Raw genomic sequence first — 13,672 nt, 5'->3', positions numbered from 1 at the left:
ATATAAAACCGTAGAGTATGAAAACAATAGAAGATATTTTTAATATAATAAAAAAAACTATCAATCTTAAAGATGATTTCATTGAATATGAAATTAGATTAAGTAATGGTACGTTTGAAAGAGATCATTTAATTAACATCTATAATATAAGGAAAGGTATAGCCATCCGTCAGGAAAATCACAAACGGACAGAGCAAATACAACACCTTCTTAATGGATTAGAAAATTATTCTGAAAAATTTTTAAAAGTCGCAGATATTTCAAATAATAACTATTTTACAATGTTTTATTTAAGCCAAGATTGGAATAGGGTCATTGGGTATTTAGAAAATGATATTAATGATGGCACTGGAATTTAGTAAAAGATTTCAAACTTTATTATTGAAGCATAGATTAACAGAGATGCTCAATTGGAGAAATGATTTAAATAATATACTGGTACTTTGATAATTCTTGTTCTTTGTAGGCATACCAATAACAATAATTGATAGGCAGTCTAGCTGCGCAAAGTTTATAACTTTGAGCTGCTATAACAAAACCTCACAAAAAGTGAGGTTTTTACATTTTAAAATGGTCAATATCTAAACAGTGGTATAATAGAGTAAAAAACCTATGCTGCCGCACGAATCCTTTCGTGTGGCATTTTTTTATTACCAATTAGTTATATTTACCAGTATAAAGACCACCTTGACAGATGAGTAAAAGAGAAGCTTTTACAAAGACTGCGAAGGCAGTTCAGCTAGGGTAAGTTTTACAAAAGGCAGCTCAAGCGCTCTTGATCTCAGAGATATTAATGATTATTAGGTGTTTAAATAAAAACATGCGCAAATTCATGAAAATTTGCACATGTTTTAGTTTGTAAACTTGACAGGAATTTATTCAACTCCTTTTTAATTTTTTATGGCTCAAGTCCGGGACCACCACATGAGTTATAGGGAACGCATGTTAACTTATCATTGACAAAACATAGCCTGGTACAATCTGCACCTCCGACAATCGTTTTTAATGCTGCTTTTTCAAGTCTTTTTAAATTTTTCATATTAAAAATATTTTATGTTGTGGAACAAATTTCAAAAATAATTATTACATACTAGTTAAAATTAATAAATTTTAACTTTCAAAAATTATATATTATTTTCATTACTGTCTGATAAACAAGACTCCCAATTACTGCTTTTGGATTAACAACAAACGAAGCTGCAAGTCGACTATGACTGCCTCTGCATTTTTTGGGTTTTAATCTTTTTTGAAAATATCTCCACAGGTATTAAAATAATCGTCCAGCACAAGGTACATACACTTACAATTTTTATTGGAGTTGTCATTTTAATTGTACTTTTGTGCGCCGAAAATACTTGTTTTCATTACTTGTAAACGTCTAAAAGCATGAGAACCTTATATAAAAAAACTATGACCAGAAAATTATCCCTATTACCATTTTTTATTTTAATCTGTAGTTCTATTTTTTCCCAGGAAAAATATGAAGACAGTATTAAAAACATTATTAAAAAGGATTTTGTCAACATTAAGACAACAGACTTTAAAAATTTAGTTCCCTATGAAACTGAAAAAGGGATGGGGTATTTAAACTCAAAAAACAATAAAATAGTTGTTTTGCCTAACTATTACCAATTAGATTTTGCCAAACCAAACTTAAGAGGGAACTATAATAATATTGCCTATTTTGAAATAAATAGCAACACAAAGGAGATGGAGGTGTCTTTGCAAAACTGGGAAATTTTCGAAAATTCATCAACAAAAAGCCCTATAAGAAAAGAGTATTCAAAAGGATTTTATGTTGTTAATAATGCTATTTTTTCTTTTTCAGGTACTTATACTTACTGTCCACAATTATTCAAATATAAGAATGAGGATTTTGCTATCGCTATTAAAGAAAATAGATATGCTGTTATAAAACCAAGTGGTGAAACTTTAAAAAATCTAGATTTTGATTATTCACATTTAGACTTAGTTTATGTAGGAAATGATAAGATTTGGTTCAAGTACAAAACTATGGAAGGAGAACAGGGGTTCATAGATATGAGTGGAGAAAAAAAACTCATAAATGATATAATTAGCAATAGTAGAAGTCAGACAGAGGGTTATTTCGCTTTTATTGATTCTGAGCATTCCATAAAAAGGAAATACTATGGGTATTCCATCGAATCAAATGATGAATTGTATGGAGTGTTAGATTTGTTAACAATGAATTGGTTAATCAGACCACAGAAAATCTTTAAAATTGAGGAAATTAACTACAGTACGGATAAGGATCTGGGGGAAGGGTATAATGTAGAAGATAGGAAAAACTTAAAATTTTATTTCTTGGTTCGCGAAGGGGAAGGAGAAGTATCATATTACATTGACGACAAATTACAAAAATTTATACCTAAAAGATAAATACTCTTGAATCTTTCTAGTATCGTATATTTTTTGATATAGTCTGTAACAAGAATAAACCCTAGCTATGCAAAGCCTCCTGGCTTTGCGTTGATAAAAATAAAAACCATTGCAACTGCAGTGGTTTTTTCTTACTGTAGGAGAACTACTAGAATGCCTACATTATTTTAAAAGTAGCCCCACCAGGAATCGAACCTGGATCTAAAGTTTAGGAAACTTCTATTCTATCCATTGAACTATGAGGCCCTTTGAATCATAAAGATACATATTATTTAAACCTCTTTTGATAAGTTGAGGATGATAGAATGGAGGAGATGCATATTAATTGATCCATTAAAAAATAAAAGAACCCGCTCTTTAGGAGCGGATTCAGTAGATAATACATCTCATTTTTTTAATTAGACAACAATAAAAAGCACAGCCGACAATGCTGTGCTTAAATTTTTATTTCAAATTTAATTGCAATTTCAATAGTAGTAAGAAAAGCAAATAAAGTTTCCACTTCGATTATTATTACATAGTAAATGTACAAATAATTCTAATACGAAATATGAACTTAATGTTAAAATTCACAAGTTATCCACAATTTTTTGTGGATAAGTATGGTTTTACGGATTTTCCGGTTCATAGAATAAGAGAGATAAAAAAAACAGAGAGCTCACTGGCTCTCTGTTTTATAGTTAGTTTTCAAGTTTTTCCTTGATATATTTTGCGGTATAAGACTTCTTGTTTTTTGCCAGATCTTCCGGGGTTCCGGCGAATACTACTTCACCACCATGTTTTCCGGCTTCAGGGCCGATATCGATAATATGGTCTGCACATTTGATAATATCCGGCTGGTGCTCAATAACGATCACAGAATGGCCAAGATCAATCAGTGCCTGCAGGGATTTCAACAGTTTCTGAATATCATGGAAATGAAGCCCAGTAGAAGGCTCATCAAAAATAAACAGGGTTTTATCTGTTGTAACGCCTTTGACAAGGAATGATGCCAGTTTTACACGCTGTGCTTCACCACCGGAAAGGGTAGAAGAGCTCTGTCCCAGCTGCAGATAGCCCAGCCCAACCTCCTGTAAAGGTCTTAGCTTGGTAACAATCTTTTCTTCATTATTATCTTTAAAGAATTCCAGGGACTCATCTACGGTCATATGAAGGATATCGGAAATATTCTTTTCATCAAACCTTACTTCAAGGATCTCATTTTTGAAACGCGTTCCTTTGCAAACTTCACATTCCAGTTCTATATCAGCCATAAACTGCATAGAAACATTGATCACCCCTTCACCTTTACATTCGTCGCATCTTCCGCCATCTACGTTGAACGAGAAGTGTTTAGGTTTGTAACCCATCATTTTAGATATTTTCTGCTTGGCAAACAGATCACGGATGTCATCGTATGCTTTCAGATAGGTTACAGGGTTGGAACGGGAAGACTTTCCGATCGGGTTTTGGTCGATCAGTTCAATATTTTTAATCAGTTTTTTAGGGAATTCCACAGAATCATAATCGCCTTTTTTACCCCCCATTCCTAATTGGATCTGGATATCATTGGTGAGGATTTCTTTCATTAGCGTAGACTTTCCGCTTCCTGAAACTCCGGAGATCACCACCAAGCTTTCCAAAGGAATATCTACATCAATATTTTTAAGGTTATTCTGACGGGCTCCCTTGATATGAATCCATTCTTTCCCTTTTCTGCGTTTTGTCGGAACTTCAATTTTCAGCCTTCCGGTAAGGTATTTTGAAGTAAGCGTATCTGCATCTTTCAGGTCTTTGTAATTACCGGCAAATACCAGTTCTCCACCAAGATAACCCGCTTCCGGACCAATATCTATAATATAATCGGCGGTTCTCATTACATCTTCATCATGCTCTACCACAATAACCGTATTTCCTAAGTCACGAAGGTTTTTCAAGACTTCGATCAGGTTTTCCGTATCCTTTGAATGCAGACCGATAGAAGGTTCGTCCAGAATATAGATAGATCCTACTAAAGAACTTCCTAAGCTTGTTGCCAGATTAATTCTCTGACTTTCACCACCGGAAAGTGTATTGGAGGTTCTGTTTAACGTTAAATATCCTAAACCAACCTTTAATAAAAATTCCAGGCGGGTGGTGATTTCATATAACAGTCTTTTCGCTACTTCCTGGTCATGCTCAGACAGCTGCAATCCATTAATTAAAGGAGCCAGCTCATCCAAAGGAAGCTCAATCATCGATTGGATGTTGTGCCCGTCTACTTTTACCCAGCTGGTTTCCTCACGAAGCCTTAAGCCCTCGCAGGTATGGCATAATGTTTTTCCTCTGTAGCGGGAAAGCATCACACGGTACTGGATTTTATACAGGTTTTCCTCAAGCATCTTGAAGAAATTATTAATAGAAGGGAAATTATTACTTCCGTCACCTTTCCAAAGGAAGTTTTTCTGTTCCTTTGTTAACTGATGATAAGGTTTATGAATAGGGAAGTCGCCTGCCTTTTTGATGAAATCTTTTTTCCATTCGCTCATGGTTTCTCCTCTCCAGCATACTACGGCATCTTCATAGATAGATAATGTTTTATTGGGTACCACAAGATCGTCATCAATTCCGATGACCTTTCCATAGCCTTCACAAGCCGGACATGCCCCATAAGGATTATTGAAGCTGAAAAAATGAACATTGGGTTCCAGAAATTCTATCCCATCCAGTTCAAACTTATTGGAGAATTCTTTTACCGCTCCTGTGTCTGGATTTTTCAGTGCACAATATCCGCGACCTTCATAAAAAGCCATTTGGATAGAGTCTGCAAGCCGTTGTAAGAAACTTTCATCTTCTTCATAAGAAAAACGGTCAATCACAAGATTGATGATCATTCCTTTTTCAGGGACAAACCCGAAACTCTCCAAATCTTCTATTCCTGCTACATTTCCATTTATTTCAAGTCTTGTGAACCCTGCCAGCTTTAAAATATTCAGTGTTTCCTTAAAATTATCAGCATCATATTCCAGAGGTGCAGTTAATAAAAAAGGAGTATCTTTTTTTGATGCTTTAATAAAATCGACCACATCAGAAACCGAATCTTTTTTCACTTCCTCTCCGGAAACCGGAGAAAAAGTTTTTCCGATTCTGGCAAACAGAAGCTTCATATAATCATAGATCTCAGTAGAGGTTCCTACTGTAGACCGTGGATTGGAAGAAATTACTTTCTGCTGGATGGCAATAGAAGGGGCCAGTCCTTTAATATCATCAATTTTAGGTTTTTCCAGTTTCCCTAAAAACTGTCGGGCATAAGAACTTAAACTTTCTACATACCTTCTCTGTCCCTCTGCATAAATCGTATCAAAAGCCAAAGATGATTTACCGCTTCCCGAAACTCCTGTAATCACAATCAGTTTGTTTTTAGGAATCAGAACATCTATATGTTTCAGATTGTTAAGATGTGCATTCTTAACGAAAATCTGTTTTTTTATATCTATTTCTGTTGTACTAGCCATATTCTGTTTATTCATAAAAGTAACTGTACAGTATTTAATCTGCCAGTAATGGTGTTTTGCCCCGAAATATTCCGGAACCGTCATCAATTGAACTTTTAAATTCATTCCTAAATTCTCCTGATATAAAACCGCATTATGGATGAAATGCTGTTAGAAAATACAGTTGAAAAGAATGTCTTCTCCTGAAAAATTAAGACCCACAAAATTACGAATTTTTAGTGAAAATTCGATGCTTGTCTTGTTTTCAAAATAAATAGCAGAATAAGTGAAAAAAGACATCTGAAAACCAAATAATGCACTGATAAAAAGGAAAATAGAACATTTTTGAGTGGAGTTATTCTTTTCGGATATTTATTTTTCATTGTATTTTAAGGAATTTTATGATTTTAGTTATGTTTTTTTACACAACTATTGTTTTATGTTTAAAAATTATTTAAAATTGTATTCATAAATATGTAATATAGAGATGAGGAAATTATTCAGAGATCTGGTTACACATTTAATGAGAAAAAGATAGAAAAAATTACTCCCTCAAACAAAAGATGCAGCACCCCATGCTGCATCTTTTTTTATGACAAGTATCATTTGTCTGTATTGATGAACTCCCTTACTTTTGGAATCTGTTATAAAAGAAAACTACGGATACGTTATGATCAAAAAGATAGGAAGTGCTTTTTTTCTGGGATCACTGCTTTGGGTACAGGCACAGGAAAATACGACAGATATTGAAAGCATTGAATTTCAGGGGAAATTTATCTCTACACCTTATAAAAGTGCCAATCAGAATATCAGTGTCATCACAAAAGAAGATATTGCCCATTCTGCGGCCAGAAGTATTGATGAAATTCTTCAGCAGGTCTCAGGTATGGATATCAGGAGGAGAGGAGCCAACGGGGTGCAGAGTGATATCGGCTTTCGGGGTAGTTCTTTTGAACAGGTCTTATTATTGCTGAATGGGATCAGAATGAATGATTCCCAAACCGGGCACAACAACATGAATATTCCGGTAGATTTAGCAGATGTAGAAAAAATAGAAGTTATCAAAGGTCCCGCTGCCAGACGATTTGGTCAGAATGCTTATGCGGGGGTGATCAATATTATCACTAAAGTAAATCCCGGAAATCGGGTGAAAATCAGTGCTGATGGTGGAGATTATGAAACATATGGTCTAGGTTTCAATGCGCAGTTGGGAAATGAAAAGTTTTCAAACGCGCTTCAGGCTAATTCAGCTTCTTCCCAAGGATATATGTACAATACTGATTATGAAATCAGGAATGTATTTTATCAGGGCCGGATGGGGATTAAAAACGGAGATCTTAAACTTCAGGCGGGTTTTTCTGAGAAGAAATTCGGAGCCAATGGATTTTATGCTTCTAAAAGTGCTACAGAACAGTATGAGGAAACCCAGGCATCCATTGTAAGTTTGGCCCATCAGCAAACTTTTGGAAAGTTGAAGCTTAATTCTAATGTATATTGGAGAAGAGGGCAGGATATGTACCTTTATAACAGACAGAATCCTTCTTTTTACAGGAATATGCATATTGGAAATAATGTAGGGGGAGAAGTGAATTCCAGTTATCAGTGGGGGTTGGGAACAACCGGAGTTGGCGTGGAACTGAGGAAAGAATTTTTGGTAAGCAGTAATTTGGGTAACCCCAACCGTTTTGTGTCCCAGGTTTTCTTTGAACATCATTTTTCATTACTCGATAAAAAGCTGAATATCAGTCCGGGGATTTCATGGGCCAATTACTCCAAAGAAGGCAATTTTTTCTATCCGGGACTTGACGTAGGCTATAATTTCAATGCGAATAATAAAATCTACGGAAATATTGCAAAAGTACACCGTATTCCGACATTTACTGAGCTTTATTACGTAAGCCCAACCGAACATGGTAATGTCAATTTGCAGCCTGAGAATGCCATTTCATCAGAAGTTGGATATCAGTTTCAAAACAGCAGGATTCTTGCAAAAATCAGTGGATTTATGAGGAATTCCGATAATTCTATAGACTGGGTGAAAAATAATTTCAACGATAAAGTTTGGTATGCCCAAAATGTTGGTGAAATTAAAATAAAAGGAATAGAAGCTGAAGTGAATCACAAAGTAAATGATTGGTTGAGATATTCTGTAGGATATACTTTCCTGGATAGTAAATACAAAGAGAATAATGAGTTTGTTTCAAGATATATTCTTGATAATCTGAAACATCAGGTGGTAGCCAGATTAGAGACAAAATTCCTTAAAAATTTCACCAATGAACTGGTTTACAGATATAATGAAAGAGTGAGTCTGGGAACATATAACTTGTTGGATGCCAAATTAAACTTTACCCAAAAAGACTTTTCAGTCTACGTTCTGGTCAATAATATCACCAATACAAAATATACAGAAGCTTTTGGAGTGGAAATGCCTCAAAGATGGTTCCATATTGGGTTTTCTTACACTATTAATATTAAGTAGCTGTTAATCTAATGTGAATTAAAGTTAATATTAACAAATTGTTAAAAAATATACATTTGCAAAAATTTTTTTATGAAACTTTTTTTAAGTCTAAGTCTACTTTTAAGTATTACATTATATAAAGCCCAGGAGCATCTTTCCAGCTTCAATGCTGTGACTTTAACCTACAAGTTTCATCCCAAATTTTTCATATATGCAGAAGGGCAGCTTCGTGGTAACGAAGATTATACTTACCCCGATTATTACGAAATAAAAGGTGGGCTAGGGTATAACCTTACCAAGAATCATAAACCTTTTGTAGGACTTGGAAGATATGTCAATTATAAAGACCATAGCTTAAGCAAAGAAGAATTCAGGGTATGGCTTCAGGATGTAATCGACTTAAAAAAAGGTATCGTAAAATTTGAAAACCGTTTTCGTGTAGAAAAAAGCTGGTTTTATGAACCGCAGATCGATAAAACCTCTCAAAGGATGCGTTACCGCTACCGTTTGAATGTCAGTGTCCCTTTAAATGCTAAAACAATAAAGAAAGGAACTGTTTTTGCCAATGCCTATGATGAAATTTTCCTTGTATCACCTATGAAGCCTACTTTCGCCAGAAATAGGGTATATGGCGGTTTCGGCTATCAGATCGATGAATACTTTGGAGTTCTAACCGGGTATCTTTGGCAGCGTGAATTTGAAGCTAAAGGAAATAAAAACTTACACTTCATCTACCTTGCCCTGAATATCAATATTGACGGTACGGATCATCACGTGAAGACTTACGATTTCCCGGGTGCCGATTAATACTTGTCTATCAGATAATGATAGGCTTTCAGGTATTTATTAAACCTTTTGATATCTTTAGGGCTAAGTTCCCTGTTTACTCTTCTAAGGTCCATATTGTCCCGAAGGTCATTTAACTTTACTGCAACAGCCAGTGGTGATCTTTCGGTTCTTTTTACAAATTCGTCGTAATCTTCTTCCGGATCAAACTTGGTAAGACAGCTGATCGCGAAAATGATATATTCCGGGAAACCTTCGGTTCTTAAATAATCCAGGCTGAACTCCAGTGGATGATCTTCTACAACGTCATGCAGTACACCCACTATTTTTTCATCCAGTGTTTTGCCATATTCCATGACACGCATCACATGAGCAATATAGGGAGCATGGTACTTATCAGTTTGCCCTTTGTGTGCTTTGCTTGCTATTTTAATAGCTTTATGTAATAAATCTTCTTTTGTCATTTTTCTGAAAAAATAGAATACAAAAATAAAAAATGCCTTAAAAAGATAAGACATTTTGTTGAGAATATTTCAGATGTTTTTTACAAATTTGTTTCATCATCCAAAGAGGCATGTGGAGCATTGTTTTTTACGGATTCTATTCCGTTTTCCATGCCGTTTTCAGATTCGTACATCTGACTTGATCCTATGATCTGTCCGTTTCCAGCTTTAAGATTAAAATAACATCTGTCATCTTTAGCCTTATTTCTTTCATACTTTGTATCATCCTGAGAATTGGTTCTCACAGATTCTACTCCGTTTTCACAGGCAGATTTTGAGCTGTATCCCTGGCTTGTTAAGATTACCTGTCCGTTTCCTGCTTTAAGGTTAAATTGAAATTCACCGTTTGTTCTTTTTGAAATAACGAATTTTCCCATAAGTATTTATTTTAAGGTATTAGTTTATAAATAAAATTAGGAAAAAATATTGAATTCCAAAACTTTTTAAGATTCTATTGATATTTTATAATTTGTATATAAGCATAAAAAACGCCCCAAAATGGGACGTTTTGAATCAAATTTATGTTATAAAAGACTAATAAGCTCCTTTTTCAATATAATGAGCCGCTACTTTTTCAGTTAAGGCCACTACATTTGGATGATTAGCATATTTTGTAAATCTTCTTAATCCTGAAAGCATCATTCTTTGCTCATCACCTTCAGCAAAAGAAATAATTCCTTCTTTAGCAGCAACGATGATCTTCTCAACAGCCTTGTAAAGGTTTAGCTGAGCCATTGCAGCTTGTACAGAGTCAGGAGAGAAATGTTTCTCAACTCTTAATACCGCAGATTCTGCCATATAGATCTGGTTAAGGATTTCAGAGGCATTTAATAATAAATGTTGTTGTTTTTCAATATCCATCATATATTTCTGAAGAGCAGCTCCTGAAACCATTAGGAAAACTTTCTTAAGGTTTGCGATAATTGCTTTTTCCTCACTCATAAATTCTGAATAATCAGGAACTTCAAATGAAGGGATTCCCATTAACTCCTTGCTGATTGCCATTGCAGGAGATAAAAGGTCTAATTCACCTTTCATTGCTCTTTTAATAAGCATTCCTACTGCTAACAATCTGTTGATTTCGTTCGTTCCTTCATAGATTCTTGAAATTCTTGAATCTCTCCATGCAGATTCCATTGGAGTGTCTTCAGAGAATCCCATTCCTCCGTATACCTGGATTCCTTCATCAGCAGTGTGCTGTGCAAGGTCAGAAACGAATACTTTAAGGATTGAACATTCTACAGCGAATTCTTCAACACCCTTCAGCTCAGCTGCCTGATGATCCATTCCGCCAGCAACCAATTCATCAATTTTATCCTGAATATCCTTTGCCCCTCTGTAAGAACCAGCTTCACTTACGAATACACCGGTAGCCATTTCAGCAATTTTCTTTCTGATCGCCCCAAAAGTTGAAATAGAAACTCCAAACTGCTTTCTCTCGTTAGAATATTGGATAGAGTGGTTTAAAATTCTTCTCTGTGCATCTAAACAAGCTGCCGCTAATTTGATACGGCCAACGTTAAGTGCATTTAAAGCAATTTTAAAACCGTTGTTTCTTTCTCCTAAAAGATTTTCTACAGGAATTTTCATATCATTGAAGAATACCTGACGGGTAGAAGAGGCACGAATACCTAGCTTATGTTCTTCTTCACCGAAAGTTAAGCTTTCAGGATTCTCAAGTTCAGAACGGTTGATTATAAAACCTGTGATATTTTTATCATCATCAATTTTAGCAAATAATGTGAATGTATCTGCAAATCCTGCATTGGAGATCCACATTTTCTGACCATTGATAATATAGTGTTTTCCGTCTTCGGAAAGTTTAGCTCTTGTTTTTCCTGAGTTGGCATCAGAACCAGCATCCGGTTCCGTTAAACAGTAAGCTCCGAATTTTGTTCCTGTTGCCAGGTCCGGAAGGTATTTTTTCTTTTGCTCTTCAGTTCCATAAAGAACGATAGGAAGAGTTCCAATACCCGTATGAGCACCGTAAGCTGTTGCTAATGATCCTGTAGCCCCGGAAATGTAATCACAGGCAAGCATGGTCGTTACAAAGCCCATTCCTAAACCTCCGTATTCTTCAGGAACAGATATCCCGAGCATTCCCATTTCACCCAATTTACGCATTGTTTCTTCAGTTAATGCATAATCTTTCTTTTCAAAACGCTCTTTTTGAGGAACCACCTCTCTGTCAATAAATTCTTTTGCAGAATCACGAAGCATTTTTTGTTCTTCGTTCAGTTCTTCAATACTGAAAATTTCGTTTGCAGGAATTTGTTTAATTAGGAATTCCCCGCCTTTTAATGTAGCCATATTTGTTTTTTTTATTTTTTGTAAAAAGTATAATGTAAAATGTACATTGTACTTTTCTTAGGGTATTATTTTGTAAGTCTTATTACTTTATACATTATACAACCGACATTGTACAATTACAGCAATTCAAAAATTGAAGCAGCACCTTGCCCTGTTCCTACACACATAGAAACCATTCCGTATTTGTTGCCACGCTTTCTCATTTCGTCTAAAAGCTGAACGGTAAGCTTGGTTCCTGTACATCCCAGTGGATGCCCAAGAGCGATTGCCCCTCCGTTTACATTTAAAATATCAGGGTTTAGGCCCAGTTCTTTTTTAATAGCAACAGACTGAGAAGCGAAAGCTTCATTAAGTTCAATCAAGTCAATATCTTTTAATTCTAAACCTGCCTGTTTTAACGCTTTTGGAATCGCATAAATAGGTCCCATTCCCATGATTCTCGGTTCAAGTCCTGCAGCTGCATAAGCTACCAGTCTTGCTTCCGGTTCCAATCCTAATTCCTTCACCATTTCTTCACTCATTACCATTACAAAAGCAGCTCCGTCACTCATCTGAGAAGAGTTTCCGGCAGTTACACTACCTCCGTTGGCAAATACAGGTCTTAATTTTGATAACCCTTCAAAAGAAGTGTCTTTTCTTGGACCTTCGTCTACAGAGAAATCGAACTTTTTAGTCTGCATTTTCTGATTTTCATCCAGGAAATTATATTCTACCGGGATCGGAACAATCTGATTGACAAATTTTCCTTCCTGATTAGCTTTTAAGGCTTTTACATGAGATTCAAAAGCAAACTGATCCTGCTCTTCTCTTGTGATATTATATTGCTTGGCTACTTCTTCAGCGGTGTAACCCATTCCCCAGTAGTAATCAGGGTTAGTCTTTGCAATATCCGTTTCAGGAACCGGTTTGTAACCTCCCATTGGAATATAAGACATAGATTCTGTACCCCCGGCAATAATACAATCAGCCATTCCGGCCTGAATTTTTGCTGAAGCAATAGCAATAGCTTCACTTCCTGAAGCACAGTATCTGTTAACGGTTACTCCCGGAACTTTGTCTGTATTTAACCCCATTAAGGAGATCAGACGTGCCACGTTAAGCCCTTGCTCAGCTTCCGGCATAGCATTCCCAACAATAAGGTCATCAATTCTGTTTTTATCTAATTGCGGAAGCTCAGCCATTAATTTTTCAATAACGGTAGCTGCCATGACGTCAGGTCTTGTGAATCTTAAACTTCCTTTTGGAGCTTTTCCAACGGCAGATCTAAAACCCTTTACTATATATGCTTGTTTCATTTTTTATAAATTTTTGTAAAATGTATAATGTAAAATGTCGGCTGTACTTGTTACAAGATTTTATATACCCACACTGTACTTTGTACAATTCTATTTTGAATAATTTTGTTTTAATTTAATTATCATATTTTGAATATGTCTGATTTCGGTCATTAGTAATTCAAAGTCATTTTCCTTTATAAAACCTAAATCATTGCTGATTATAGCCTGAGTTTCAAATTCAAATGATGAACCTAATGCAATGTTTAAGAACTGACAAAATTGAGGATTACTGTCTCTTCCGGCTCCTTCAGCAATATTTGAAGGAATAGAATATAAACTTCTTCTTGATTGAGATGTTAATCCAAACAATTCATCTTTAGGGAAATCCTTGGAAATTAAATAATAATGCTTACACAGCATAATTGATTTTTTCCAAACTTCTAGTTCTCTAAAGTTGTGCATGTCAATACTTTTTACATT

General features: G+C 35.2%; 11 protein-coding genes and 1 tRNA gene. 4 read left to right on the top strand and 8 right to left on the bottom strand.

Annotation, left to right across the window (positions count from 1 at the left end; all coding sequences use genetic code 11):
- The first annotated feature begins 17 nt into the window (after positions 1-17).
- Complete coding sequence (locus DRF57_RS13960; protein ID WP_084084467.1) at positions 18-359, top strand: hypothetical protein; 342 nt, start codon at positions 18-20, stop codon at positions 357-359.
- A 539-nt stretch (positions 360-898) separates the two neighbouring features.
- Here the strand turns inward: DRF57_RS13960 and DRF57_RS24265 are convergent.
- Complete coding sequence (locus DRF57_RS24265; RefSeq protein WP_428170286.1) at positions 899-1,039, bottom strand: bacteriocin-like protein; 141 nt, start codon at positions 1,037-1,039, stop codon at positions 899-901.
- A 371-nt stretch (positions 1,040-1,410) separates the two neighbouring features.
- Between DRF57_RS24265 and DRF57_RS13955 the strand changes: the two genes are divergently transcribed.
- A complete protein-coding gene (locus DRF57_RS13955) occupies positions 1,411-2,400 on the top strand; it encodes a hypothetical protein (protein ID WP_123863326.1) in 990 nt (329 codons plus the stop codon).
- Positions 2,401-2,574: 174 nt separating this feature from the next.
- On the opposite strand, the gene DRF57_RS13950 is transcribed toward DRF57_RS13955, so the two are convergent.
- Together DRF57_RS13950 and uvrA are read right to left on the bottom strand one after the other, a co-directional pair.
- A tRNA-Arg gene (locus tag DRF57_RS13950) sits at positions 2,575-2,646 on the bottom strand.
- A gap of 434 nt (positions 2,647-3,080) precedes the next feature.
- Positions 3,081-5,873 carry an excinuclease ABC subunit UvrA gene (gene uvrA, locus DRF57_RS13945; RefSeq protein WP_084084940.1) on the bottom strand — a complete coding sequence of 931 codons (2,793 nt, stop codon included), beginning with the start codon at positions 5,871-5,873 and terminating at the stop codon, positions 3,081-3,083.
- A gap of 649 nt (positions 5,874-6,522) precedes the next feature.
- On the opposite strand from uvrA, the gene DRF57_RS13940 reads away from it, so the two are divergent.
- Together DRF57_RS13940 and DRF57_RS13935 are read left to right on the top strand one after the other, a co-directional pair.
- Entirely contained in the window at positions 6,523-8,334 is a 1,812-nt protein-coding gene (locus DRF57_RS13940; protein ID WP_115919143.1) for a TonB-dependent receptor plug domain-containing protein, read from the top strand.
- Between the two features lie 72 nt (positions 8,335-8,406).
- Positions 8,407-9,123, top strand: coding sequence for a DUF2490 domain-containing protein (locus tag DRF57_RS13935; RefSeq protein ID WP_047496044.1), 717 nt, complete (start codon positions 8,407-8,409; stop codon positions 9,121-9,123).
- Here DRF57_RS13935 and DRF57_RS13930 read toward each other — a convergent pair.
- From DRF57_RS13930 to DRF57_RS13910, 5 genes are all read right to left on the bottom strand, one after another.
- Positions 9,120-9,566 carry a phosphohydrolase gene (locus tag DRF57_RS13930; RefSeq protein WP_047496311.1) on the bottom strand — a complete coding sequence of 149 codons (447 nt, stop codon included), beginning with the start codon at positions 9,564-9,566 and terminating at the stop codon, positions 9,120-9,122. The genes DRF57_RS13935 and DRF57_RS13930 overlap by 4 nt on opposite strands.
- Before the next feature lie 80 nt (positions 9,567-9,646).
- Positions 9,647-9,982 carry a YegP family protein gene (locus DRF57_RS13925; protein WP_047496041.1) on the bottom strand — a complete coding sequence of 112 codons (336 nt, stop codon included), beginning with the start codon at positions 9,980-9,982 and terminating at the stop codon, positions 9,647-9,649.
- A gap of 157 nt (positions 9,983-10,139) precedes the next feature.
- Entirely contained in the window at positions 10,140-11,915 is a 1,776-nt protein-coding gene (locus tag DRF57_RS13920; RefSeq protein WP_084084461.1) for an acyl-CoA dehydrogenase family protein, read from the bottom strand.
- Positions 11,916-12,031: 116 nt separating this feature from the next.
- Positions 12,032-13,210 (bottom strand): thiolase family protein, encoded by a 1,179-nt coding sequence (locus tag DRF57_RS13915; RefSeq protein WP_047496036.1) that lies wholly within the window; start codon positions 13,208-13,210, stop codon positions 12,032-12,034.
- 90 nt (positions 13,211-13,300) lie between these two features.
- Positions 13,301-13,654 carry a four helix bundle protein gene (locus DRF57_RS13910; RefSeq protein WP_047496033.1) on the bottom strand — a complete coding sequence of 118 codons (354 nt, stop codon included), beginning with the start codon at positions 13,652-13,654 and terminating at the stop codon, positions 13,301-13,303.
- Positions 13,655-13,672: the final 18 nt, after the last annotated feature.

The sequence above is a fragment of the Chryseobacterium rhizosphaerae genome (genome assembly GCF_003385455.1).
GTDB classification, from domain to species: Bacteria; Bacteroidota; Bacteroidia; order Flavobacteriales; family Weeksellaceae; genus Chryseobacterium; species Chryseobacterium rhizosphaerae.
Note: the sequence above shows the minus strand (reverse complement) of the source record. Positions and strands in the feature narration are given on the sequence as shown.

Excerpts from the sequence above, each read along its gene's own strand:
- DRF57_RS13930 (WP_047496311.1), bottom strand. The coding sequence starts at position 9,566 with ATGACAAAAGAAGATTTATTACATAAAGCTATTAAAATAGCAAGCAAA.
- DRF57_RS13925 (WP_047496041.1), bottom strand. The coding sequence starts at position 9,982 with ATGGGAAAATTCGTTATTTCAAAAAGAACAAACGGTGAATTTCAATTT.
- DRF57_RS13915 (WP_047496036.1), bottom strand. The coding sequence starts at position 13,210 with ATGAAACAAGCATATATAGTAAAGGGTTTTAGATCTGCCGTTGGAAAA.
- DRF57_RS13910 (WP_047496033.1), bottom strand. The coding sequence starts at position 13,654 with ATGCACAACTTTAGAGAACTAGAAGTTTGGAAAAAATCAATTATGCTG.
- DRF57_RS13955 (WP_123863326.1), top strand. The coding sequence starts at position 1,411 with ATGACCAGAAAATTATCCCTATTACCATTTTTTATTTTAATCTGTAGT.
- DRF57_RS13935 (WP_047496044.1), top strand. The coding sequence starts at position 8,407 with ATGAAACTTTTTTTAAGTCTAAGTCTACTTTTAAGTATTACATTATAT.
- uvrA (WP_084084940.1), bottom strand. The coding sequence starts at position 5,873 with ATGGCTAGTACAACAGAAATAGATATAAAAAAACAGATTTTCGTTAAG.
- DRF57_RS24265 (WP_428170286.1), bottom strand. The coding sequence starts at position 1,039 with ATGAAAAATTTAAAAAGACTTGAAAAAGCAGCATTAAAAACGATTGTC.
- DRF57_RS13940 (WP_115919143.1), top strand. The coding sequence starts at position 6,523 with ATGATCAAAAAGATAGGAAGTGCTTTTTTTCTGGGATCACTGCTTTGG.
- DRF57_RS13920 (WP_084084461.1), bottom strand. The coding sequence starts at position 11,915 with ATGGCTACATTAAAAGGCGGGGAATTCCTAATTAAACAAATTCCTGCA.
- DRF57_RS13960 (WP_084084467.1), top strand. The coding sequence starts at position 18 with ATGAAAACAATAGAAGATATTTTTAATATAATAAAAAAAACTATCAAT.